This is a genomic window from Leptospira stimsonii (assembly GCF_003545885.1).
GTDB lineage: Bacteria > Spirochaetota > Leptospiria > Leptospirales > Leptospiraceae > Leptospira > Leptospira stimsonii.
The window spans coordinates 243,619-266,272 of record NZ_QHCT01000003.1 but is presented as its reverse complement, the minus strand read 5'-3'; the positions used below and the strand labels follow the sequence as shown (position 1 = coordinate 266,272).

Annotated in this window: 20 protein-coding genes and 1 tRNA gene; 14 read left to right on the top strand and 7 right to left on the bottom strand. The window is 44.0% G+C overall.

From position 1 onward, the window contains the following. The first annotated feature begins 366 nt into the window (after positions 1-366). Together ilvB and ilvN are read left to right on the top strand one after the other, a co-directional pair. The gene (ilvB, locus tag DLM75_RS12500) at positions 367-2,076 is read left to right on the top strand and encodes a biosynthetic-type acetolactate synthase large subunit (protein WP_118968842.1); all 1,710 of its coding nucleotides are present in this window, start codon (positions 367-369) and stop codon (positions 2,074-2,076) included. Continuing rightward, the gene (gene ilvN, locus DLM75_RS12495; RefSeq protein ID WP_118968841.1) at positions 2,073-2,558 is read left to right on the top strand and encodes an acetolactate synthase small subunit; all 486 of its coding nucleotides are present in this window, start codon (positions 2,073-2,075) and stop codon (positions 2,556-2,558) included. Before ilvB ends, ilvN begins: the two co-directional genes overlap by 4 nt. 105 nt (positions 2,559-2,663) lie before the next feature. On the opposite strand, the gene DLM75_RS12490 is transcribed toward ilvN, so the two are convergent. From DLM75_RS12490 to DLM75_RS12470, 3 genes are all read right to left on the bottom strand, one after another. Beyond that, complete coding sequence (locus DLM75_RS12490) at positions 2,664-3,068, bottom strand: hotdog family protein (RefSeq protein WP_118968840.1); 405 nt, start codon at positions 3,066-3,068, stop codon at positions 2,664-2,666. Between the two features lie 258 nt (positions 3,069-3,326). Further along, complete coding sequence (gene hemW, locus DLM75_RS12480; RefSeq protein ID WP_118968838.1) at positions 3,327-4,499, bottom strand: radical SAM family heme chaperone HemW; 1,173 nt, start codon at positions 4,497-4,499, stop codon at positions 3,327-3,329. A 389-nt stretch (positions 4,500-4,888) separates the two neighbouring features. Beyond that, positions 4,889-6,625, bottom strand: coding sequence for a glycoside hydrolase family 3 protein (locus DLM75_RS12470; RefSeq protein WP_118968836.1), 1,737 nt, complete (start codon positions 6,623-6,625; stop codon positions 4,889-4,891). Between the two features lie 63 nt (positions 6,626-6,688). Here DLM75_RS12470 and DLM75_RS12465 point away from each other — a divergent pair, with 63 nt between their 5' ends. The 5 genes from DLM75_RS12465 to clpX all read left to right on the top strand — a co-directional run bounded on the left by DLM75_RS12465 (position 6,689) and on the right by clpX (position 10,745). Then, a complete protein-coding gene (locus tag DLM75_RS12465) occupies positions 6,689-7,327 on the top strand; it encodes an arylesterase (protein WP_118969168.1) in 639 nt (212 codons plus the stop codon). A 62-nt stretch (positions 7,328-7,389) separates the two neighbouring features. Continuing rightward, positions 7,390-7,461, top strand: a tRNA-Gly gene (locus DLM75_RS12460). Positions 7,462-7,500: 39 nt separating this feature from the next. Beyond that, the gene (gene tig, locus DLM75_RS12455) at positions 7,501-8,856 is read left to right on the top strand and encodes a trigger factor (protein WP_118968835.1); all 1,356 of its coding nucleotides are present in this window, start codon (positions 7,501-7,503) and stop codon (positions 8,854-8,856) included. Beyond that, on the top strand, positions 8,853-9,470 hold the full coding sequence (clpP, locus tag DLM75_RS12450; RefSeq protein ID WP_118968834.1) for an ATP-dependent Clp endopeptidase proteolytic subunit ClpP: 618 nt from the start codon (positions 8,853-8,855) through the stop codon (positions 9,468-9,470). Before tig ends, clpP begins: the two co-directional genes overlap by 4 nt. Positions 9,471-9,482: 12 nt before the next feature. Further along, the gene (clpX, locus tag DLM75_RS12445; protein ID WP_118968833.1) at positions 9,483-10,745 is read left to right on the top strand and encodes an ATP-dependent Clp protease ATP-binding subunit ClpX; all 1,263 of its coding nucleotides are present in this window, start codon (positions 9,483-9,485) and stop codon (positions 10,743-10,745) included. 871 nt (positions 10,746-11,616) lie between these two features. On the opposite strand, the gene DLM75_RS12440 is transcribed toward clpX, so the two are convergent. Together DLM75_RS12440 and DLM75_RS12435 are read right to left on the bottom strand one after the other, a co-directional pair. Further along, positions 11,617-13,905 carry an inorganic phosphate transporter gene (locus DLM75_RS12440; RefSeq protein ID WP_118968832.1) on the bottom strand — a complete coding sequence of 763 codons (2,289 nt, stop codon included), beginning with the start codon at positions 13,903-13,905 and terminating at the stop codon, positions 11,617-11,619. A gap of 159 nt (positions 13,906-14,064) precedes the next feature. Then, complete coding sequence (locus tag DLM75_RS12435; protein WP_118969167.1) at positions 14,065-15,111, bottom strand: serine/threonine protein kinase; 1,047 nt, start codon at positions 15,109-15,111, stop codon at positions 14,065-14,067. A 168-nt stretch (positions 15,112-15,279) separates the two neighbouring features. On the opposite strand from DLM75_RS12435, the gene DLM75_RS12430 reads away from it, so the two are divergent. The 7 genes from DLM75_RS12430 to pgsW all read left to right on the top strand — a co-directional run bounded on the left by DLM75_RS12430 (position 15,280) and on the right by pgsW (position 21,341). Then, the gene (locus DLM75_RS12430) at positions 15,280-15,675 is read left to right on the top strand and encodes an RNA recognition motif domain-containing protein (RefSeq protein ID WP_118968831.1); all 396 of its coding nucleotides are present in this window, start codon (positions 15,280-15,282) and stop codon (positions 15,673-15,675) included. Then, entirely contained in the window at positions 15,672-16,061 is a 390-nt protein-coding gene (locus DLM75_RS12425) for an FKBP-type peptidyl-prolyl cis-trans isomerase (protein WP_118968830.1), read from the top strand. The genes DLM75_RS12430 and DLM75_RS12425 overlap by 4 nt, the downstream gene beginning before the upstream one ends. A 119-nt stretch (positions 16,062-16,180) precedes the next feature. Beyond that, positions 16,181-17,296 carry a PAS domain-containing sensor histidine kinase gene (locus DLM75_RS12420; protein ID WP_118968829.1) on the top strand — a complete coding sequence of 372 codons (1,116 nt, stop codon included), beginning with the start codon at positions 16,181-16,183 and terminating at the stop codon, positions 17,294-17,296. Between the two features lie 59 nt (positions 17,297-17,355). Continuing rightward, complete coding sequence (locus DLM75_RS12415; RefSeq protein ID WP_118968828.1) at positions 17,356-18,615, top strand: SpoIIE family protein phosphatase; 1,260 nt, start codon at positions 17,356-17,358, stop codon at positions 18,613-18,615. Between the two features lie 7 nt (positions 18,616-18,622). Beyond that, positions 18,623-19,798, top strand: coding sequence for a poly-gamma-glutamate synthase PgsB (gene pgsB, locus DLM75_RS12410; protein ID WP_118968827.1), 1,176 nt, complete (start codon positions 18,623-18,625; stop codon positions 19,796-19,798). Beyond that, complete coding sequence (pgsC, locus tag DLM75_RS12405) at positions 19,786-20,244, top strand: poly-gamma-glutamate biosynthesis protein PgsC (RefSeq protein WP_118968826.1); 459 nt, start codon at positions 19,786-19,788, stop codon at positions 20,242-20,244. The genes pgsB and pgsC overlap by 13 nt, the downstream gene beginning before the upstream one ends. Then, complete coding sequence (gene pgsW / locus DLM75_RS12400; RefSeq protein WP_277738617.1) at positions 20,241-21,341, top strand: poly-gamma-glutamate system protein; 1,101 nt, start codon at positions 20,241-20,243, stop codon at positions 21,339-21,341. The genes pgsC and pgsW overlap by 4 nt, the downstream gene beginning before the upstream one ends. Before the next feature lie 4 nt (positions 21,342-21,345). Here pgsW and DLM75_RS12395 read toward each other — a convergent pair whose 3' ends face one another. Continuing rightward, the gene (locus tag DLM75_RS12395) at positions 21,346-22,338 is read right to left on the bottom strand and encodes an alpha/beta hydrolase (RefSeq protein WP_118968824.1); all 993 of its coding nucleotides are present in this window, start codon (positions 22,336-22,338) and stop codon (positions 21,346-21,348) included. Beyond that, the gene (locus DLM75_RS12390) at positions 22,335-22,643 is read right to left on the bottom strand and encodes a hypothetical protein (RefSeq protein WP_118968823.1); all 309 of its coding nucleotides are present in this window, start codon (positions 22,641-22,643) and stop codon (positions 22,335-22,337) included. The genes DLM75_RS12395 and DLM75_RS12390 overlap by 4 nt, the downstream gene beginning before the upstream one ends. Positions 22,644-22,654: the final 11 nt, after the last annotated feature.

Genomic DNA, 22,654 nt, shown 5'->3' with positions numbered 1-22,654 from the left:
AAAACGACTCGTTCGGGTCGGTTCAGTCAATTTTTTGCCGTTCATTCCAAATGATTTGTCGAGAGATCAACAACTCTTTGTTCGTCGCAAAATTCTTTTTCGAACGGAGTATTCTTTTACGAGCGAAGAAGAATACTCAAATGTGTTCGTTTCCATAGCATTTTTTAAATGGAGACTTTCATCGGCAAAGATCTCCCTTCTTACAAATTGGAAACCAACGGATGAATCCTTCTTTGCTCGATATATTTTTTGAAGAAGGAAACTCGATAAAACTCACATTCTGAGCACATAGAATGAATCCCTCCGGATTCGGTTCCTCTTGACAGTAGCCTTTCCAGTATCTTTATGGACGTAAGGGGAGGGACCATGTCCGCAGAATCAGGAAGAATTACAGGCGCCAGATTGATGGTGGAACTTCTGGAAGAATACGGAGTGGATATCGTCTTTGGATACCCTGGCGGAGCCATTCTACCCTTTTATGACGAGATCTACAAGAGTAAAAAGATCAAACATATCTTAGTAAGACACGAGCAAGGCGCAGTTCACATGGCGGAAGGTTATGCAAGAGCGACCGGAAAACTCGGTGTGTGCATTGCAACATCCGGACCGGGAGCTACGAACCTTGTGACGGGACTAACCGACGCTAAGATGGATTCCGTTCCCGTTCTTGCGATCACAGGGCAAGTCGCCACAAATACGATCGGAACCGACGCGTTTCAAGAAGCCGATATCTTCGGAATCACGATTCCAATCACAAAATACAACGCACTCATGAAGTCGGCGGACGATATCGCCAGACATTTCGAGGAAGCAACCTTAATTGCGTTAGGCGGTCGTCCAGGTCCGGTGCTTTTGGATTTTCCAAAGGACGTTCAGACCGAGCTGACTAACGTGAGAAAAGCGACTCGTCTAAAAATCGCACCACATCACTACAAAAAACCCGAAGTCAAGGGAAACCTGGAAGAATTTGCGCAAGCTTTGAATTCGGCAAAAAAACCTCTACTCTATGTGGGCGGAGGAGCGATCAACGCAAACGCGTCCAAAGAAATTTTCGAACTTGCCACCAAGGCCGGAATTCCTGTGACCACAACTTTGATGGGAATAGGCGCTTTTCCCGGAACACACGCTCTGAGTGTGGGAATGTTGGGAATGCACGGGACCGCCGCGGCCAACAAAGCAGTATTAGAATGTGATTATATTCTCAATTTGGGTGCGCGTTTTGACGACCGAGTCGCAAAGATCGGAGAATTCGCCGAAAAGGCAGTTCGCGCTCATATCGATATCGATACGGCCGAATTTAATAAACGAATTCCAGTGGATTATCTTTTACACGGGGACTTAAAAGATGCGATCCGAGCGATACTTCCGCTGGTGAAAAAACAAGATCATTCTTCTTGGACCAATTATCTTCAGGGTTTGAAAAAAGATCATCCTTTGGATTTTGACAACTCCGGTTCTACGATCAAACCGCAAGACTTCTTGGATCGTCTTTACAAAAAGACACAAGGGAAGGCGATCGTTTCCACCGACGTGGGACAACACCAGATGTGGGCCGCTCAATACTATCTTTTTGACGAACCGAACAACTGGCTTACTTCCGGTGGGCTTGGAACGATGGGGTACGGACTACCCGCGGCGATCGGAGCCAAGTTCGGAAGACCGGATAAGATGACGATCTGTGTTTCCGGAGACGGTTCGATTCAGATGAACATTCAAGAGTTAGCGACGATCGCGGCGAACAAACTGGGAGTCAAAATTCTTATCTTCAATAATAACTTTTTGGGAATGGTTCGGCAGTGGCAGGAGCTCTTTTACGAGGAACGATTCTCCCAATCCGAATGGAACTTCAATCCCGATTTCGTAAAACTTGCGGAAGCCTATTCGATTCCCGCAATGAAGATTTCCGAAAAGTCGGAGATCGACAAGGCGATCGAATTTTTTATCAAAGACGACGGGGCCGCCCTTCTGGAAGTGATGATTCCTGCCGAGGAAAAGGTTTTCCCGATGATCCCTGCTGGAAAATCCCAGAAGGACATGATTGAATTTAAGGATCTCGCCGGACTGAAAAAAGTATGAAACACATTCTAAAAATTCTGGTAAACAATCATCCCGGAGTCATGAGTCATGTTTCCGGTTTATTCACTCGCAGAAGTTATAATATAGATTCGATCGCGGTCGGAGTCACCGTAAATCCAGAAGTTTCCAGTATGGTCATCGTTGTCAAAGGTGACGAATCAACTGTGGATCAAGTCAAGAGACAACTCTACAAACTTCCGGACGTTTTGGAAGTCGAGGATTTGGCATATCACGATTGTGTGAGCAGGGAATTGGTGCTCTTGGTCGTAAAACTTTCCGAGACAACAAGAACGGAAATTCTTTCGGTTTGCGAAGTTTTTGAAGCGAAGATCGCCGACCTGACCCATTCTTCTTTGACCATTGAATATTCGGGGAATTCCCGGAAGGTGAACGCGATCGTTGAGATCATGTCCAAGTATGGAATCGAAGAGATTGTGCGGACGGGACAAATCGCTCTTCGTTACAGAAGCATCGGTTCTTAATTTCCAATCCTTTTTAGAATAGATTCTAATCAATGTAGTTCGAGTCGTTTCTTCGCCGTGTAGAAGGTTGTATTTTCGGCGACGTTGCGTTTCGTTTTTCGGAATTCAACCGGCTAAGAGTGAGACTCTGTTTTTCCAGGGTTTCTTTTTCAGAGAATCGAAAAGAATACAGAGAGAATTGGAATGGCAGATCACTTTGTAATCCGATTTCCGAAGCAACCTCTGTGAAATTTTATAACGGGGACCCGTAAGATTTTGCAATTCTGTTTGAACCAGAACGGAATCCGAAAAGTAGGGGACTTCCCTAAAATCACTTTCCGACCAGAGGATCAAGGGCTCGATCGTTTGAGAGCCGGGAAAAAAAGGATCAAGCTCGATGCTCTGAAGCGCATCTTTTCTCGCATCGTTTAAAATCGTTTGCACCTTTTCCAAGGTCAATCTCCCGTCCCCGTCAAACTGAGAAAAAGGTAGGGATGTTTCATATTGGTGTGTTTTTATTTGGTTCATCATTGGTATCTCTTGCTAACTTTATACGATAAAAGTTGAGAAACGAAAAATTGAAAAAGATTTGTGTGAAAGGGAATTGGTCTTTGTTTTGAAGGCAAATCGGTTGTTTGGATCGAAAACATTCCGTCTTCTCCTTTTTCGTTGTACGGTTCTTGTTTTCGGTATATATTAAAAATTGTATACAATTATTTTTGAATGTATTGTTTGATGAATTGAGTTTTGGTTTGTTTGTGTTCATTCGGTTTCAAATAAGAAGCCGATTTATAAGGAAGCAAGTTTTAAGATTTCAGAATCCAGGAAGAGGATGGACTCGGGCTTCCAGGAAAAGATTCCATTTTGAAAGGTTGCCTTGTCCGCGCGTTCCAAGGCCTGAAGCGCTTCTTTCAGCGCTTCTTTTTTTTGCGGGATCAGGTTATAAAAAGAATTCATGTCGATCGGTTGAAAGAGACGAAAGAGAGAAAGAACCAATTCTTCAAAGACGTCCGGTGCGTTGTATTCAACGGAGAATTCCTTTCGTTTATAAGCTTCCACGTTTCTCGGATTGGAATACCTGCCGCTCGGAAGAAAACCGTGTGCGCCGGGACCGATTCCTAAATAATACTCCATCGTCCAATATTTCAGATTGTGTCTGGATTGAAATCCGGGTTTTGAGAAATTACTTACTTCATACTGGGACATTCCAAAAGAGGAGAGGAGCGAGGGAAGCCGTTTGAGGATCTCTTCCTGGATTTCTTCTTCCGGGCTGGGAAGAATGGAATCCATTACCTTTCTTGAATATTCGGTACCTTTCTCCACGGTGAGCGCATAGAGACTGATGTGTTTTCCTCCAAAGGATAAAACTTGTTCAATGTCTTTCAGGATTTCTTCGATCGTTTGTCCTGGGATTCCGTAGATCAGATCCGCTGAAAAATTTTCGATCGGGGAATTCTTTACCGTTTCTAAAATTGATCCGTAACGTTCCGGATCGTAATGTCTTCCTAAGAAACGAAGTCTTTCGGGTTGAAAACTCTGAATTCCGACCGAAATCCGGTTGATACCCGTTTCGAAAAGAGAGATGAGAAATTCGGGTGTAATGTCCTCCGGGTTGCACTCCATTGTGATTTCGATCTGTGAACTGAAGTTAAGCTTTTGTTTTAAAAAAAGGATGAGCTCTCGAATTTGGTTGAGATCCGCGCGACTCGGGGTTCCCCCACCGAAGAAGATCGTATCAAATTGTAAATTCGCAATGGAGGGATGATCGGAAATTCTTCGAAGAATTTCTTCTTTGTATCTCGAAAAAAGTCCACTCTCATCGGGAATGGAAGCCTTGCCGTTTCCTACGGAGAAAAAATCACAATATTCACATTTTTGAATACAGTATGGATAGTGGACGTAAATCCCAGGGATTCCGGTTTTTGTAATCAGGTTTGCCAACTCGTTTCTATTTTCTTTCATTTAACGAGTCGCGAAAAATTCGAATTTGGAGGAATTGTCGGAGTTCCGATGTTTGACCGTGAAACGTTTCGCGCCCCACCCTGAACTTGGGTGGAGGGGTGGGCGGTGGAAAAATCGGGAGAGTTTTTCTCTATCACGGATTTGCGCTTTTTCCAAGAAGAATTTCTCCACAAGCTTTCTTGTCGGAGTTCCGACATTCGACCGTGAAACGTTTCGCGCCCCACCCTGAACTTGGGTGGAGGGGTGGGCGGTGGAAAAAACGGGAGAGTTTTTCTCTATCATGGATCAGCCTTTCTTGCAAGGAGAATTCCAGGCAACGTCCCGTAGGAACTCCGACAAGCAAGGTCTCATCGTACGAAGGCCAGGTCCTCGAAAAAAACGATTCCTCGTTATTCTTTCTTCGCAGTTTTCTCGTTCGAATTCTTTAAGATCAAATCTACGACTGGAACCGGAGTGGTTCTTTCCACAACGGTATAAAGAAGAGCTTTCTTCGATTCTAAAGTAGGGGAGAAGGAAAAAAGAATCTTCAGATTCGGAAGAGTATTCAATTTTAAGAATGGAGTTCCGTAGTGAAGAGTGACGATCTCCAGTGTCGGATAACGTTTTGCCAACCCTCCAGCGAGGTCGAGTTCCAATTGGCTAAAGGACGTTAGAACGATTCTCTTGTATTTGTTTTCTTTGATCAGGCTCGCGATTTTTCCCGTGTTCGAGGAAACGAGATTTTTTTCGGCAAGAACGCTCTCGAATTCTTTCCCTCTGACTGCGAAAATCGTTTCTTCCGGTTTTACGGAATTTGGAACAAATGCCTCCGGAAACGAAACGATCGAGGCTCTCGAAACTTCGGTATTTAAAGTAGGAGAAAAAATTTCCAAAAAGATTTTTTCTCTCTCCGCGATCTGATCCTGGAAGAATGAAATTTCCTTTTCTTCCATTGGAGATAAGGATTTCGGATTCGATTTTTTGGCCGAAAATTCGTAGATGATTCCGTGTTTGAGTTTGAGAAGAATTTGTCTATAAGCGGCTTCTTTCAAAAGATCCCTTTCACCTTTTTGAAAAGTTCCTTTCTTATATGCGTTCAAAACCTGATCTCTCATATCTCGTGTGGTTTTTCCCCAGCTCGTCATCAGGAGAATATCAGCTCCAGCTAATAGAGCGAGAACTCCCGGATCGCTGTCTTTGTAGTGAACGGAGATGGCATTCATCTCCATTGCATCGGTGATGATCACACCTTTGAATCCCATTCTTTCTCTGAGGATTCCCGTAAGAATTTTGGAAGAGAGAGTCGCCGGAAGATTTGGATCCAATTTCGGATAGAGGATATGTGCGCTCATCACGACTTCCGCGCCTTGTTCAATCGATTCTTTGAAAGGAATGAGTTCCATCTTTTCCAATTCTTCCAAATTCTTCTCGATCTTAGGAAGTCCTAAGTGGCTGTCTACGTTCGTATCCCCGTGTCCCGGAAAGTGTTTGATCGTCGGAATCGCGCCTCCGAGTCTCGCTCCTTTTTCGTAACCGGTCCCGGCTTTCGAAACCATCTCGGGCGTACTTCCCAGCGAACGAGTGTTGATCACGGGATTGTCAGGATTGTTGTTGATGTCTAGGTCCGGTGCGAAAACAAAATTGAGACCGAGCTTACGAAGTTGGTACGAAGTGACAAAACCGACCTTGTATGCGTAGTCTGCGTTCTTCGCTTGCCCGAGCGCCATAGCACCGGGAAACTGAGTCACTCCGTCTTTTACACGAAGTACTCTTCCTCCTTCTTGATCTACGGAAATGAGAAGAGGAAGTTTTGAAGATTCCAAACTTTTTTTCTGAAGTTCGAAGTTGAGTTTAAGAATATCCTGTTTTGTCCCAAGATTCATCCCGAAGAGAATGATTCCACCAGGAAGAATCTCCTCGATTTCTTTCTCCGCAGTTTGATCCAAGGTTTTACCCGGGATCGCCACGTGAATGACCTGGCCCGCCAATTCTTCAGGAGTCATTTTGTCGACGATGGCTTTCGCTTGAGATTCTAAATATCCGTCCCAGCCGTCTGCTTGGAGTTCCTGTTGGTAAGAAGGAATGTAATAAAACGCCGTAAGGGAAGCCAAAAGAAGAAGGAACACAAAGAGGAAACGTCGGATCATAGTTTGACAGGATATCAGAACGTTGAATTCTGTAAAAACAAATTCCTCCGGAAGGTCGTTGTTATGATTCGTTTTAAACTCTTACTTATAATTCTAAGTTCTTTGTGTTTTACTTCTCTCTCCGCGGATCCGGAAGGTTCGCCGATCCGAGTTCTTTTTTTCGGAGACAGTCTGACCGCCGGTCTTGGCCTTCCTTCTTCGGACGAAGCCTTTCCCGGAGTCCTGGAAAAAGAACTCTCCAAACAAGGAATTTTGATAAAGTCCATCAACGCGGGTATGAGCGGGGACACGAGCTCGGGCGGTTTGTCTCGTTTGGATTGGGCACTCTCGAACAACTTCGATCTCTTCGTCCTCGAACTCGGAGCGAACGATTCCATGCGCGGAATTTCACCGGATCAAACCGAAAAAAATCTCAAAGAAATTCTTTCTCGAGTGAGAAAGAAAAATCCGAAATCAAAAATTCTTCTCATCGGGATGAAAACCTTCCCCAATCTCGGAAAAGAATATAGAAAAAAATTCGAATCTATTTTTCCAAAGATTGCAAAAGAGGAAAACCTTCCTCTCGTTCCGTTTTTTCTGAACGGGGTCGCCGGAAATAAAAAACTCAATCAGAAAGACGGGATTCATCCCACCGCGGAAGGACATCGGATTCTTGCAAAAAATCTTTTGCCGTTCTTTCAAAAAATTCTAAGGAAAAGATGATTCTCCAAAAAGTGAGTTTACACCGGACTTTTGCCGAAAATCATGGATCTACCTGAATAATCGCGGGAATAGCTCAGTGGTAGAGCACCTCCTTGCCAAGGAGGGGGTCGCGGGTTCGAATCCCGTTTCCCGCTTTTTCTTCTATACTCTTCTCCTCCAGGCCTATTCGAATCATGGAATATAAAACAAAAAAGAATTCTAACGCTACCGTTGATATTAAACTTACTTTCGAAGCTTCCGACATCGAGAAAGCTTTTGAAAAAACCTACGCGGAAAAACAGAAAGACGTAAAAATTCCCGGCTTCCGTCAAGGCAAGGCTCCTCTCCAGATGGTGAAACGTCATCTCGGAGACGCGGTTGCGAGTGACGCGATCAACACACTCATCGTGGATGGAATGACTTCCATCATCACAAAATTAGAACACCCGATGGTCCGATTTCCGAAATTCGAAATCCAAGACTATCAACCCGGAAAAACTCTCATCGCGACGGCTGTCTATGAAACCAATCCGGAAATCACACTCGGTAAATATAAGAAGATCAAGATCAAACTTCCCGAAGTCGTCGTTTCGGACGCCGACGTGCAGGAAGAAATCGAAACCATTCGTAAACAATTGGCCCGAAAACAACTAAAAGAAGAGGGCCAAGTCACCGTGAGCGGGGACATTATTGATATGGAATATGTAGTTCGCGAATCCGGTCAAGAACCCAAAAATGCAAGCAATACATCCAACGACTATCATTTAGGCCACGAGAGTAATCTCAAAGGGTTTGATGAGAATCTCTACGGTTTGAAAACGGGCGAAAGTAAGGATTTCGTCCACGCATTCCCAGAGGACTACGCGCAGAACGAAGTCGCCGGGAAGTCCTTCGAATATACAGTAACCGTAAAAGCGCAGTATGCAAACATTCTTCCTCCCGTAGACGACGATCTTGCCTCGGAATTCGACGGATCCGAATCACTGAATGCCCTCAAAGACAAGATTCGTAAGAATCTCAAGGAACGTTTTGAAGAAGGCGTGAAGAATAAGAAGATGGAAGAGATTTACAAAGAAGTCATCGACGATTCTAAGTATATCTTTCCGGAATCCTACGTAAAAGAAGAATCCGAGCACGTTTTCCACAATATGATCCACGAATTCCGCCTTCCGCACATTACGATGGAAAAATACGCGGAGATGATCAAAAAAGAGCTGAAAGAAGTACAAGAATCCTTTAAAAATCTCGCAGAATCCCGCCTGAAGCACTTTTTCACACGTCAAAAGATCGCTCAGACGGAGAACATCGTGTATTCCGATTCAGATTTTGACGCCGATCTGGAAAAACTTGCGTCAAGTTACCAGATTTCTCTGTCCGATCTTAAAAAAGAGCTGGAAAAGGGAAAACTCATGGATAATTATCGAGAGAATTTTTTCGCGAAAAAAGTGGATGATACCCTCTTTGATCTTGTAGAAAAGAAATATACTGACAAATTGAGCATTGGCAAGGTAAAAGAATATCTGAACCAAAAGGAAGAACAGAAAGCATGAGTGTAATTCCGTATGTGATCGAGCAAACGAGCAGGGGAGAGCGTTCTTACGACATTTTTTCCCGACTTTTAAAAGATAGAATCATCTTTCTCGGAAACGCAATCAACGACGATTACGCAAACGTGATTACTGCCCAGCTATTATTCCTGGAAGCGGAAAATCCGGAGAGAGATATTTATTTGTATCTCAATTCTCCCGGAGGTTATGTTTCTTCCGGTCTTGCGATTTATGATACGATGCAATACATCAAGCCCGACGTAAGAACCCTTTGTTTGGGTCAGGCCTCCTCGATGGCCGCGCTTCTTTTGGCGGGTGGTGCACCGGGAAAACGTTCCGCACTTCCGAATTCCAGAATCATGATGCACCAACCGATGGGTGGCGCGACCGGTCAGGCGAGTGATATCGAAATCCAGGCTCGCGAAGTTCTGAAGTTGAAGGAAATTCTAAACGCAATCTATCACAAACACACAGGAAAGAGTGTGGAACAGATTCAGAAAGACACGGAAAGAAATTTTTATATGACTGCGGAAGAGGCGAAGAATTACGGAATCCTAGATACCGTAATTGATATCGATCGCAGTAAAACGGCGCAAGTCGCGGCCCCAGTAAAATAAGGAGAAATTCCCTTGGCGAAGAAAACACCGGGAACCAACGGTAAACAAAAACTATTCTGCTCTTTTTGCGGAAAAGAACAGGATGCGGTAAAACGTTTAGTCGCCGGCCCGGGTGTTTACATCTGCGACGAGTGTATTTCTCTTTGTAACGAAATTATCGCGGAAGATCACGATCATACGCACGAGAAGACCGAAGTATTCAGCGAGGTTCCCAGTCCTGCTGATATCAAAGCGATTTTGGATCAGTATGTCATCGGACAGGATCACGCAAAGAAAGCCCTCTCCGTAGCGGTTTACAACCATTACAAACGCGTTAATCTGAAAGAAAAGAAATCCGATATCGAAATCGAAAAATCGAATATTCTTCTGATTGGTCCGACAGGAAGTGGGAAAACCTTGCTCGCTCAAACTCTTGCAAGAATCATCAAGGTTCCGTTTGCAATCGTAGACGCGACTGCTTTGACCGAAGCGGGTTATGTGGGAGAAGACGTAGAAAACATCATTCTTAAACTCATCCAGAACGCAGACAACGATATCAAGAAGGCCGAGATCGGAATCATCTACATCGACGAGGTCGACAAGATCGCACGTAAGTCGGACAGCGCCTCGATCACAAGAGACGTGAGCGGGGAAGGTGTCCAACAAGCGCTTCTAAAGATCATCGAAGGAACCGTAGCCAACGTTCCACCTCAGGGTGGAAGAAAACATCCTCATCAGGAATACTTACAAGTCGATACCAAGAATATTCTGTTCATTCTTGGCGGTGCATTTGTGGATCTTCCGAATATCATCAAATCCAGAACCGGCGTGAAAACGATCGGTTTCGGATCCGAAGAGACGAGACCACAGTCGGATAGCAAGGATGCGTTGATGGGGCAAGTGATTCCGGAAGACCTGATCAAGTTTGGTCTGATCCCGGAATTTATCGGAAGATTGCCGATCGTGGCTACGCTTCAAGAATTGGACGTGGATATGCTCAAACAAATCTTCCGCGAACCGAAAAACTCCGTTCTCAAACAATACACTCGTTTATTGGAACTTGAGAATGTAAAACTTACGTTCCGGGAAGACGCCATCGATAAGATCGCTGAACTTGCGATCAAGAGAGAATCGGGTGCCCGAGGACTCAGGGCCATCGTGGAAAATATCATGCTGGATTTGATGTTTGACATTCCTTCTCGAAAGGACATTGAAGAAGTAATCATCACAGGAGAAGTTATTTCCGATCGTGTGATGCCCACATTGATTCTTAAAAAAGAATCTAAGATCGCTTAATTCTTCATTTTCCTCGAAATGCTTCCGACAAGAGGAGGAGGCAGTGGATCCTCTTGAAGTGACGAGGTGAATGTACTTTCTTGCGGCTTGCCTATTTTGTGCTTTTCGGGCGTTGCTGTTTTTCGGAGTAATCATTGGAACTCCGAAAAGTCTGTAGGAACTACGAATCTTCCGTAAAACACTCGCCGGCCCCACCCTAGTTTTGGGTGGAGGGGAGCGGTGGCGGGAAAATTCGGGAAATTTGCCTATATCACAAAATTCTAATTTTGCAAACCGAAAACTGACCTTTTTTTGTAGGAACTCCGACAGAAAATTCCCCTTTGCTCCTCTGCTGTCATTCATTTCCTCGCCTCACGCTCTTTACATCGTAGAAATGCGGATTTCTTAAAAACGGATTTTGCAGATCCGGAAACTTGTTTTCCTTTCTATCAATTCCGGGATTACAAGATCACAAGATAACGTCTCCTAAAGAAACTCTCTTTAGCAAAAAAATAAATTCATTATAGCGTTTCGTTTTAGAAAAAATTGTTTTTAATTGAAAACTCATGCATTAGAAAATTCAAATGTTCTAATTTATCGCTTCGTGTATTATTGAAAAAATGGCTTCGTTTTGAATGGAAATTTTTCTATGAGGTTTTTTGCGGCCACTCTGTTTGGATCACCCTTGGAAAGGACGGATACATATCGAGTAGGCTTTGTCATCGTCGATAGACGCGAGCAACAATGTATAAAGCTGGGTTGAAAGAATAATTCTACCCGTGAAAAATTCTGGAGGAGGCTTTGCCAAACTTGGACAAAGTTTGCTTCCGACAACTCGCGATTTCCGTTTGTAAAAAACCGCGGATTGTCGAAGGCCGATGCGAAAAGAATATTACTTCTTCTTTTTCTTTTCTTCCACTTTGGATGCGAGAAGGGATTTGCCTTGTAATTCCAACTTCTTCTTTTCCGCCCAAGGAATGGCGACGCTCAATTGTTCCGCAAGAGAAAGAAGATTCTCGTTGATGTCGATGAGTTCGTCGATAATCACAAAGTAAGATACACTGGATTTCAGTTTGCTGTCTCCCTTTTTGATCCGTTTCATCTGGCTCTTGTAGATGTTTTGTTTTGCCTTTTCGAGATTCTTTGTTTTCTTCTCCGATCTCGCTTTTTCCAATAGATCAGGAAACTTGTCCGAATCCGCGAGGAGTTCCATCAGGTTGGTCGCCTGTTTTCTGAGCTCTTTCACTTCTTCTTTTTCGTCTTTGGAAACTTCATGGAAAGAATTGATTCCGTTCGAAGAAGTTCTCAAAATATTCCAAATACTTTCCGTGATTCTATCCAAATGATTGATCGAATCTGTAATCGGATGAATAGAAGCCAAGTCCTCTTCTTCCAGATGTTTGTTGGCGATCGATAAAAAGCTGGAAAGAGAATTCTCTCTCATCTTCTTTAAGTCTTTCAGAAGTTTCTGAGTTTGTCTGAAGTTCTTTTTCTTTCCGTTTACGTAACCTGCGCATGCATTGTTGAGCGCCTTTCTTGCAACACTCAAGCTCGCGAGCATGGAAGAGATGGTTCTGGAAAGCGCTCTCTCGGGGTGTTTTCTAAGAGTGATGAGTTTTTCAAGATTTTCGTCGTAGGTGTCTTGGCGTTTTTTGTGGATTCTTGCAAAAAGAAAGATCAAAAGACCAGCGGCGATCACAAGAACGAAGACCGAAGAAAAACCGAATAGATAAAGAATAGAACCGATGATCGCCGCCGTAGTGGATGCGATGATCGCCGTAAAAAACCAGCCGCCCACAACGGTGAGAACTCCGCTCACACGATTGACCGAATTCTCCTTGTTCCAAGCGCCGTCCGTCAAAGAAGTTCCCATCGCGACCATGAAGGTTACGAATGTAGTGGAAAGAGGAAGTTTGTAAAGGGTTCCGATCAGAATCAAAGCACTCGCGATCTGGATGTTCACGGAAGCGCGAAGCAAGTCGAATGCTTCCGTTTCATGAACTTTCACGATTTCTAATGTGTTTCTATTTTCAAAACGTTTCCCTATAAAGTTTCTTAATCGCGCCGGTAGAATTGCCTTGATCGGAAGATAAATTCCAAGAGCGATCTGAACAAAAACGCGTGCCACCAAACTTGTGTTAAATGCTTCTAAGGTTTCTCCCTGAGAACCCAAGGTGACTTCCGTTTGTGTAACCGATTCCGCCTTTCTGGAAAACCAAAGAGGGAAAAGCATCACACAAGCCGCTCCCAGAAGAATAAAGCTCGGAGTCGCCACATTCCCCGCAAGACCGGTCGCCAGAGCGCTCGCATCTCCACCTTGTTGAATCAAAGTCCAAGTCGTAAAACTCGCGAGTGGAACTCCGATGAAATTCACCAAGTCGTTGCTTGCAAACGCCATCGCAAGAGAACCGGTTCCCACCAAAACGAGGAATTTTAGAATATTCCATTCAAATAATACGAGAACTTGAAAGAGGATGGAAAACCCGGCGAAACTGATCAGGAGGATATTCGTAAAATTATCGTTTAAAAATTTGCCCATCTCAGGGGTGATCAGCGCGGATCCTTTCATCGCCGTTAAGAGCGTAAAAAAGATCACGGTCGTAACCGAAAGACCTCCGAAAAGACCACCGAAGTATTTCATCGATCGTTTCAAATCGAAAGAGAAAATAAATCGAAAGAAGAATTGTAAAATCATCCCGGAAAAGAAGGCCACGATCACGCTCGTCACGATCCCGAAGATGATCTTTAATGCGCTTTCCGAATTGATGATCTGGAAGGCTCCGTTCAAGGTTCCGGTTTTTAGGAATGCGATGGCAAGAGCCGCTCCCAAGAGTTCAAACACAAGAGACACGGTCGTAGAAGTCGGAAGTCCCAAGGTGTTGTAGAGATCCAAGAGTACGATATCCGTCAACATGACCGCAAGGAATAAGAACATCAGGTCTTGGAGCGCGAAACCTCCGGGATGAAAGATTCCTTTTCTTGCAACTTCCATCATTCCGCTGGAAGAAAGTGCGCCCAAGATGATCCCGATTCCGGCGACGACGAGAATGATTCTTTTCGAAGAAGCCTTGGAACCGACGGCTGAGTTTGTGAAGTTTACGGCATCGTTCGAAACCCCGACTAAGAGGTCGCCGACGCCGAGGATGGCCATTAGAATTACGATGATGAGGAAAAAGTCCATGAAACGCTTCCGTTTATTGTTTGATAGAATCTACAGTTTTCGCATTAAATCTTGAATATCGAGTTCTTTTTTAGTCTTTTCTATAGGGGAAGTCGGACAACTGAAATTTTGTCCCTGACCCAATTGTGATTATTACTTTTCGGTTACAAAAGCAATCGGTTAATCTTCGAGGTCCCAAAAAAAATCTTTGTTGGTGAGCTCTTCTTCTTTCGGTTGAGAATCCGTAACGGAAAAGAAATGTTTGTCCCCTAAGGAACCCTGGATGAGTTTGTATTGTTCTTTCAGCTCGAGGGTCTCTTTTTCCCAGTATTCGTTTCCGATAAAGTGAGGGAATGCCGTAGGAAAGGAAGGGTCGGTTTCAAAACGGTTGGAAATCCAAGCCGAATAGTGGATAAACCGCATCGCTCTGAGTATTTCGATCAATTCAAACCAACGATCGTCGAAATCACGAAATTCTCGATAGCCGGCAACGAGGTGTTCTCTTTCTTCGATTCCTTCTTGTCCTCGGGAAAGAAGCATCCAAAAATCCTGAACCGCCGGACCACAAAGGGAATCATCGAAGTCCACAAAAAACCAACCTTCTTTTCCGTGCAGAAGATTTCCCTTATGACAATCTCCGTGAATTCGGAGAATCGGGACCGATTCGATTTTTTCTTGGAAAAGATCGAAGATTCGTAAGGCGGTTTCCTGATATTCTTTTTTGCAATTCGAAGGAATCCATTCTCCTTGGGTCAAAAGTTCTAAGGGAGTTGTTCCATAGGTGTTTGAATTCAGGGTGATTCTGTGCTCTAAGGTTTTGGACTGACCGACGTTGTGGATTCTTCCCAAAAGCCTTCCGAGAATTCTTAGATTTTCCGAACTCAATTCGTCCGGAGAACGACCGCCGACCCGAGGCCAAAAAGAATAAAAGATCTCATCCTGAAAACAAGCCAGGCTCGTTCCATCCGGAAACGGAAGTGGGGCGCAGACAGGGATCTCTTCCTCTTTCAGATCCAAGAGAAATTGGTGTTCTTCCAAGATTTGTTCCCGAGTCCATCTCCCTGGCCTGTAGAATTTTGAAATGATATGAGTTCCGTCTTCCAATCGAAGATCAAAGACCCGGTTCTCCAAACTATTCAGCGCCATACAATGTCCGGAAGGTTCATAGCCCGCCTTTTCGACTAAGGTAAGAATTTCGCCCGGATTGAGTTGAAAAAAATCGGCCATTCCTTTCCAGGATTCTCGTTTCCGATCTACTTCCAAGACAAAAACGCAGGATTCACTTTTGTTCCCGATTTTGCTCCGAATCGGAAATTCGGTTCTTGGAATCTTGTGAAGAACTCGAGAGTTTTGTGTATTCTCATTCTGGAATTTGGTTTTCAATAGAATTGGATTTTGCAAATTGATTCCCGAGAAGGAAAAATCATGAAGATATCAGTAGGAAATTTGCCCCAGGAACTTACCGAAGACGAGTTAAAAAAGATTTTTTCGGAGTTTGGAACGGTTCAGGACGTAAATATTAAAAAAGACAAAACCACAGGTCGTTCTTTATCCTATGGATCCGTCGAGATGGAAGATTCCGCCGGCGAAAAAGCAATCGCGGCGTTGAATAAAAAAGAAATCGCTGGGAAACAAATCGCGGTAGTCGATTCGGAAGAATTGAAAAAAGAGTTCGAAAGAAAACAATCCCTCAAAGGACTTTCCGGTTCGGGTAAGGTTCACGGAAGCCAAGCGAAAGCAGGGGGATTTTCTGGAGCCGGTGTAAGAAGAACCGGAGGGAGAGGAAAATGAAATTGATTCGTTTGAGTGTTGTTGTTGGCTTTTTGATTCTATCGTTTGTACCCGCTTTTGCGGAAGATCTGATCATCAAAGACATTCGTGTCGGAACCGGAAAGGAAGCCTTCTCCGGATCCAACGTAACCGTTCATTATGTGGGAACTCTCACAAACGGAAAAAAATTCGATAGTTCTCGCGATCGTCGAGCACCGTTCACATTCAACTTAGGCGCGGGCGAAGTCATCAAAGGATGGGATCGCGGCGTAAGAGGAATGAAAGAAGGCGGAATCCGCAAACTTACGATTCCTCCCGAGTTGGGCTACGGATCCAGAGGAGCCGGCGCCGCCATTCCTCCGAACTCGACTCTCGTATTTGAAGTAGAATTACTAAAAGTGTACTGAACATTCTATCGTTTTGAAACAGATTTTACCGGGTTCTGACGTTAGATTCTAACTTGTTTCCGGTTCTAATCTTTCATAGAAGGGAGGAGCTTTTCCAAACTGTGAACGCTTAGAATCGGATGTCCTACAACTTTTTTGAACTTTCCCCGGTTCCGGCCTGCATCTTAGAGCCATCCCTTTTGATCAAAAAGGCGAATTCAGCGTTTTGTAGAACCTCCGGTTTTTCCAAAGAAGAATTGGAAGATCGTCAATATTGGGGTTCGATTTGCGACTTTCAGAATCAAATTCCGGATTTCTCGGATCTTTCTCTCTGGCCGGATCTCAAAGATTTAGAAAACAATCCCAATTACGAAATTGAAATTCTCGCAAAGGACGGTTCACAAAAAGAATATTCCGTTTCTTTTGCATTCGATCTGGAAGAACTTCAAATCTTCGCGTATTTGGAACCGTCTCATTCTTCTGTAGGATCTCTTTCCCAAGAGAATTCTTCTGAAAGCTTCAGCACCGGTCTCGAAAAACCAAGTGATTCTTGGGTTCAAAGACAAAAACTGGAAGCGATCGGAACTCTTTCGGCCGGAGTGGCTCACGAAATCAACAATCCTCTGATGGGTGTGATCAACTACGCAGAAATGGTCTTTAACGGAATCGAAACGGGAAACCCACTTCGAAAATACGCGGGAATCATCTTACAAGAAAGCAATCGAATTTCCGAAATCGTTCGAGACATGCTTACCTTCACACGTCTGGAAAAAGAAGAAGCGAAAATTCACGATCTCACTTCTATTTTCTGTTGTACCTTTGGACTTTTGAAGAATAGCTTTCGTAAGTCGGGGATCGCAACTTTAGTTCCCGATTTAGAAACTCCCGTCTACGCGGTTTGTTCCGCCGGACGGCTCAGACAAGTTTATCTCAATCTTCTAACCAACGCAAAAGACGCGATCGAAAGTAATCCGGATTCTTCCCGGGAAAAAATTCTCCGTGTCTCTTGGATCCCCATCCAAAAAGGAAATAGAAAGTTTATACGAACGATCGTGGAAGATTCCGGGGTGGGAATACCGGAAGAAAACAGACATAAACTCTTCGATCCATTCTATACGACCAAAGAGATCGGAAAAGGAACAGGACTTGGTCTTACCGTTTCCTACAACCTGGTACGGGAAATGGGAGGAGAACTTTCCTTTGAATCCGAAAAAGGTTCGACTCGCTTTTACGTGGATCTTCCTGAATCTTTCTGAAAGATTCTTGACTTTACAAAAGGTGGACTCCATTCTTATAGACTCTCTTCCGACACGCTATGACAGGTTCCACGAGTTTCGAACAGAAAAGTTACGACCCCGAGGAACGCTATTCACTCTTATTTCATTCCGCGATCGACGCGATCGTTTCCTTAGACAAAGAGTTTCGCGTTTTTTTAATCAATCCTGCGGCGGAGGATATGTCCGGTTATCTCGCTTCCGAATTGATGGGAAAGACGATCGAACATCAGTTTCCGCTTCGGATTCGAAATCGTTTTTATAGAATTCTCAAAAACGTCGCAAAACTTCCCGACAAAAAAAGACGAAAGCCGTTCGGACCGATCCGACTGATACGAAAAGACAAATCGATTTTGATTTCGGAGGTCTCAGTTTCGGTCACGGGGCCGGAGGATTCTTATCAATATCATATCATCATCCGTGATATATCAGAAAAACATAGAATTCTAATGGAGCTGAAAAGAGCCAATCAAACTCTCAAAAGGATGGATCGAGAAAAAGAAGAATTACTCGAACGCCTCGAAGAAAAGGTGAGACAACGATCCAGACTGCTCGCTGGTTATTATAAATCCATGAAGGAAGAACTCAGTCTCGCCAAACGACTTCAATCCGAAATTCTTTCCGATATTCCTTCGATTTCGGGGATACAGGTTCATTCTGCCTATCTTCCGATGATGGAAGTGGGAGGAGACCTCTACGATCTTTTCGAAATCAAACCCGGCGTCCTACGGGTGTTCTTAGCGGACGCGACCGGTCACGGGATTCAAGCCGCCCTTCTTACGATGACTCTCAAGGGAATTTTGGAATCCTTAAAGCAAAAAGATTCGGATCCAGGGACAATTCTCACCGAATTCAATTCCGAATATTGTAAGAATTTCGGAAACATTGGACTGTTTTTTTCCTGCTTTCTCGCGGATATCGATACGAATCAAAAAAAGATCGTATATTCTTCCGGAGGACATCCGCCTCAATTCTTTCTTTCCGAGGATTTAGTTATGGGTTTGGATAGAACCGGTTCTCTTCTGGGTTTGGATCCATCGAACTCATACGGAATTTTTTCCTTGAGTTATCAGGATGGGGACAGACTTTTTTTACTCACGGACGGTATCTACGAAGAGTTCAACTCCGATAAACAACAGTTTGGCGAACTCGCGGTACAGAGAATTCTTGCCGAAAAATTTAAGGAAGCGATGGAAGAAACGATACCCGCGATTCTTCAAGCTCTGATGGATCACCTCGGAAGACAAAAAATTCAGGACGACATCACGGCGATTCTCATTTCTTTAGAACCTAAAACGTGACTCCTGCATGATCCTTTCGATTTTGATTCTTTCCATGTTCTTTTCTCTTTTTGTTTTGTTCCTCGTTTTAGAAAAATGGAAACACAAGAAGTCCTTGGATTCGATCCCGATCCGAATCCACGTCAACGGAACCAGGGGAAAGTCCTCCGTGACCCGTTTGATCCATTCGATTCTTTCCGAAGCGGGATGGAACGTATTCGCAAAGACGACCGGATCGGAGCCTAATCTTTTGTTTCCGGATCGAAGCGAAAAAAGAATTTTTCGGAATAAGGTTTCCATTTCCGAAGTGATCTCCTTTTTAAATTTTGTTTCGAAAAAAAAAGCGCAGGCCATCGTCGTGGAATGTATGGCGGTGCAACCACACTATCAGAAGGATTCGGAACGACTCCTCTTACAGGCAACCCATACAGTGATCACGAACGTTCGACCCGATCACGGGGAATTCGCGGATTCAGAAACGATGCTTTTGAACGGATTTACTCGGACGATTCCGCAAAACGGGACCTTGGTCTACGGCCGTTCCCTGAAGGAAGTAGATTGGAAACGGTTTACGCAGGACAAAAAAACGGTTTCGGTTGCCGGCGTTCCAAAAATTTCGGAAGATTCCATTCAAAAAATTGCAAATACGATGCGTTATGCGGAACATGTCGAAAACCTGGAAGTCGCAGTGACGATCGCCGAGATTTTAGGTATCGAAGAATCGGTGATTCTCCGCGGAATTTCGAAGACGAACCCTGATCCGGGCGCACTTCGTTTGAAAGAATTTTCTCTCAAAGAGACAAAACAACGGTTTGTGTTTGCGTTCGCCGCCAACGATATCATTTCCTGGGAAAAAATTTTCAGATCGGTCCGTGATCGATTTCCTTCCGATACGCTCCACGTGGTTTTTAGTTCCAAAAAGGAAAGGCCGGTGAGAACCGTCGACTTTGCTCGTTTTTTTTCCGGTCTTCCGGATTTGGATACGATCTATTTTTTCGGACCCGGTTATCGATTGTTTTCTTCCGCTTACACCGGAGTTGGGAAAATACAACGGAAAAAAATATCGGATCATATACAATGGAATTCGAATATTCAAAATTCGCGAATATGGATCGGAGCCGGTAATTTCGAGGGAGAAGGTCGGGTTTGGCTTGAAAATCAGTGTTCGCTCTTGGAAAGAGGAGTTGAAAATTGGAAGTGTTGACCCTTTCTATCGGTCTTGGAATTTTTCTCGGTTTTTTTCTTTGGGAAAGGACCGGACTTTATCCGGGAGGTTGGGTCGTTCCGGGTTACCTCGCACTTTCCCTTTTACAACCCTGGACGATATTCTTTCTTTTGCTGAGTAGTTTGCTCACACTCGGCATCTATAAGATCGTCGAAACTTCCTTCTTATCTTTCGGACAAAGAAAGGTCGTGTTTTTTCTTTTGTTATCCATTCTCATTTCCTTGGGATTACAGGAAATCGAAGTGTGGTTTTTCGGATATATTCAAAATCTTGAATCTAGATGGATCGGACATATCGTCCCGGGATTGATCGCTATCTCCGCGGAAAAACAAGGTCTCTTTCATACGATTTCGGCGACGTTCGTATGCGGTTCTTTGGTGAGGCTCCTGCTTCTTTGTCTTTTGGGAGAATCGTTTCCTCGGTGAAAGTTTGGTTCCTACAAAGAAGGTCTTCGTTTTCGATCTTGATTCTTACGTTCGTTTCCCTCTTTTTTTTGGGGATCATAGAATTTTTTCCGGTTATGGAAACGGTATCGGATTTTGAAATCAAACAGAAAGCGAGTGAGAACGCGTATCGTTGTTTTCAGAAAATCAAGGCCTTACGAATCCAAAAAGGTTTGAACATAGACCCGAACTTGGATCCGTCCTTATCCGGTTTGATTGGAGTCGAACTTTCTTCGGTCACGAGTTCTTCCGGAAAACTGTCCTCCAAACAAGCCTCGGTTCATCCGGATTTTGCGATTTGGTTTGTGGACCAGTTCCTCCGAGCGGGATTAAAAAAAGACGATGCGATCTCCGCGGGCATTTCCGGATCTTTCCCTGCATTGAATATCGCATTCTACTCTGCGGCGGACGCGATGGGTTTAAGGGTAAACGTCATCGGAAGCGTTTCCTCATCGCAATACGGCGCCAATCTTCCCGAATTTCTTTGGCCGGAATGGGAGAATTTTTTATTTCAAGAAGGTTTGATCTTTCAAAGGGCGCACGCGTATTCAACGGGAGGAATCGACGATCAAGGAATCGGGATCGATACGTTCGGAGTAAGACAAATCCGGGCTTCGATCAAAAAAAACGGGTATCGATTTTTGTCCGTTTCTTCTTTCGAAGATTCTCTGATTCAGAGAATTCATATATACGAAAAATCGAATGTACGTCTCTATGTCAATGTCGGCGGGGGAACTATTTCAACGGGGACGAGTTTGGGTAAGAAGAAGATTCCGAGAGGACTCGTTTGGGAAATGGAAGAATCTTCCGATTTGCCGGATTCGATTCTAAAATTTTATCTCGAAAAGAAAATTCCGATTCTTCACGTGATCGGAATCGAAACCATTTCCGAAGAATCCGGAATTGTCTACAAAAAAGGCCAAATAGCAAAACCCGGAACTTCCAATCTTCTGTATCATACGTCGAAAAATAGATGGTTGTCCGGCGTTTTCTTTTTACTTCTTGTCTTTATGATCCTGAAATTTTCGCCCTGGATCGCAAAAAACGAGAAAGAGGAAGAGAATACGATCCATCTTTGACTCGTTATTTTTTCGAAAAAAACCAGGCGATGGTTTCATCTCGTTTGAGATCCGGAAGAAGAATCGCTTCGTAATGATTTTTATCCGGTAAGGTAAGAACGACTGCGTCCTTCCAGAATTTTTGAAAGATCCGAATCGCAGAGTCCGGAAGTAGTTCGTCTCCTTTTTTAAAGTTCGGTTTCCCCGCCCGAACGATCAGGGTCGGCGCAGAAATTTGAGAGTAGGGCATGACCCGATTCTTTTTTAAGATTCGAATACTACGGATCGGATTTTTTAAAAAGTTCGTAAGAATTTTTTGCGGATATCTCGCGCCTCCCATCTGCACCAATTCGGAATCGATGACTTCTTCGGGGATATTACACTGGTAGAAAACGTTCTTTCCGTTTTGGATCGGCTCTAATTCGTATATTAGAAAATTCTCAACATCTTCGTTCCAAGAACTTAGAATCGGCGATTGTTTCGCGAGATTTAGATACTCTTCTTTGGAAGAAAAAGTTTTACCGAGTCTTTGTAAGGATTGTTGGATCATAAGTAGATTGGAAATTTTTCTCGGAATCGAAAGTTGTCCGCCACCGTCGATCAAACAGAGTTTCCCCGTTCGCGAAGGATACTTTTTTGCGAAGGCAAGTGAGATCCAACAACCGAGGGAATGTGCGAGTAGATTGGCCCGATCGATCTTTAGAAAATCGATGATTTTAAGAAGGTCTTCCGAGTGAAGATCATGAGAATACGTTCCGTTCGGTTTGGAGGATTCACCTCTTCCTCGAAGATCGTACGTGATTACGGTTAATCCTTGTTTTACGAGATCTCTTGCGAGAGGAGCGAAGTTTTTGAGATTGCCGGTAAGACCGTGGATACAAAGGACCGGAGCCGGAGAATTTTTCCAAAGAGGATACGGACCGTAGACTTCCGCGGCGATGACGAGAGAATCTCCGATCGGTATTTGTAATCGTTTTGAAATATTTTTCGGATCCGAAGGGAGAGTTCGATTCTTCATTCGTCCGATATTTTTGCCCCGAATCGTTCCATCAAGCTTCTTAATTCGGATTCTATTCCGTTTCGAAATGCAAGATGAGTGAACGAGATCTTTTCTTTCAGTTTGACAGCTTCGTAACATCCGGTTTCCGATCTGCGTATCGAATACCAGATTTTGGATTCCCCGAAACCGGCGAAACGGATCGTAAGCTTTTGGTCCTCGAGATAAAAACTAACGATGGATCCGAGTTCTTTACCACTCAATGCCTTCTGCATTTTTTTGAGAAAGAGTTCGGGAGAATCTTCAGTCAAACGGATCGTCTTCATTCTTTCCTCTT

Coding starts and splice junctions, on each gene's coding strand:
- clpP (WP_118968834.1), top strand. CDS start 8,853: ATGAGTGTAATTCCGTATGTGATCGAGCAAACGAGCAGGGGAGAGCGT.
- DLM75_RS12440 (WP_118968832.1), bottom strand. CDS start 13,905: ATGGACTTTTTCCTCATCATCGTAATTCTAATGGCCATCCTCGGCGTC.
- DLM75_RS12470 (WP_118968836.1), bottom strand. CDS start 6,625: ATGATCCGACGTTTCCTCTTTGTGTTCCTTCTTCTTTTGGCTTCCCTT.
- DLM75_RS12395 (WP_118968824.1), bottom strand. CDS start 22,338: ATGAAGAATCGAACTCTCCCTTCGGATCCGAAAAATATTTCAAAACGA.
- ilvB (WP_118968842.1), top strand. CDS start 367: ATGTCCGCAGAATCAGGAAGAATTACAGGCGCCAGATTGATGGTGGAA.
- DLM75_RS12420 (WP_118968829.1), top strand. CDS start 16,181: ATGTCCTACAACTTTTTTGAACTTTCCCCGGTTCCGGCCTGCATCTTA.
- DLM75_RS12390 (WP_118968823.1), bottom strand. CDS start 22,643: ATGAAGACGATCCGTTTGACTGAAGATTCTCCCGAACTCTTTCTCAAA.
- DLM75_RS12490 (WP_118968840.1), bottom strand. CDS start 3,068: ATGATGAACCAAATAAAAACACACCAATATGAAACATCCCTACCTTTT.
- DLM75_RS12435 (WP_118969167.1), bottom strand. CDS start 15,111: ATGGCCGATTTTTTTCAACTCAATCCGGGCGAAATTCTTACCTTAGTC.
- DLM75_RS12425 (WP_118968830.1), top strand. CDS start 15,672: ATGAAATTGATTCGTTTGAGTGTTGTTGTTGGCTTTTTGATTCTATCG.
- DLM75_RS12465 (WP_118969168.1), top strand. CDS start 6,689: ATGATTCGTTTTAAACTCTTACTTATAATTCTAAGTTCTTTGTGTTTT.
- ilvN (WP_118968841.1), top strand. CDS start 2,073: ATGAAACACATTCTAAAAATTCTGGTAAACAATCATCCCGGAGTCATG.
- tig (WP_118968835.1), top strand. CDS start 7,501: ATGGAATATAAAACAAAAAAGAATTCTAACGCTACCGTTGATATTAAA.
- pgsB (WP_118968827.1), top strand. CDS start 18,623: ATGATCCTTTCGATTTTGATTCTTTCCATGTTCTTTTCTCTTTTTGTT.
- DLM75_RS12415 (WP_118968828.1), top strand. CDS start 17,356: ATGACAGGTTCCACGAGTTTCGAACAGAAAAGTTACGACCCCGAGGAA.
- hemW (WP_118968838.1), bottom strand. CDS start 4,499: ATGAAAGAAAATAGAAACGAGTTGGCAAACCTGATTACAAAAACCGGA.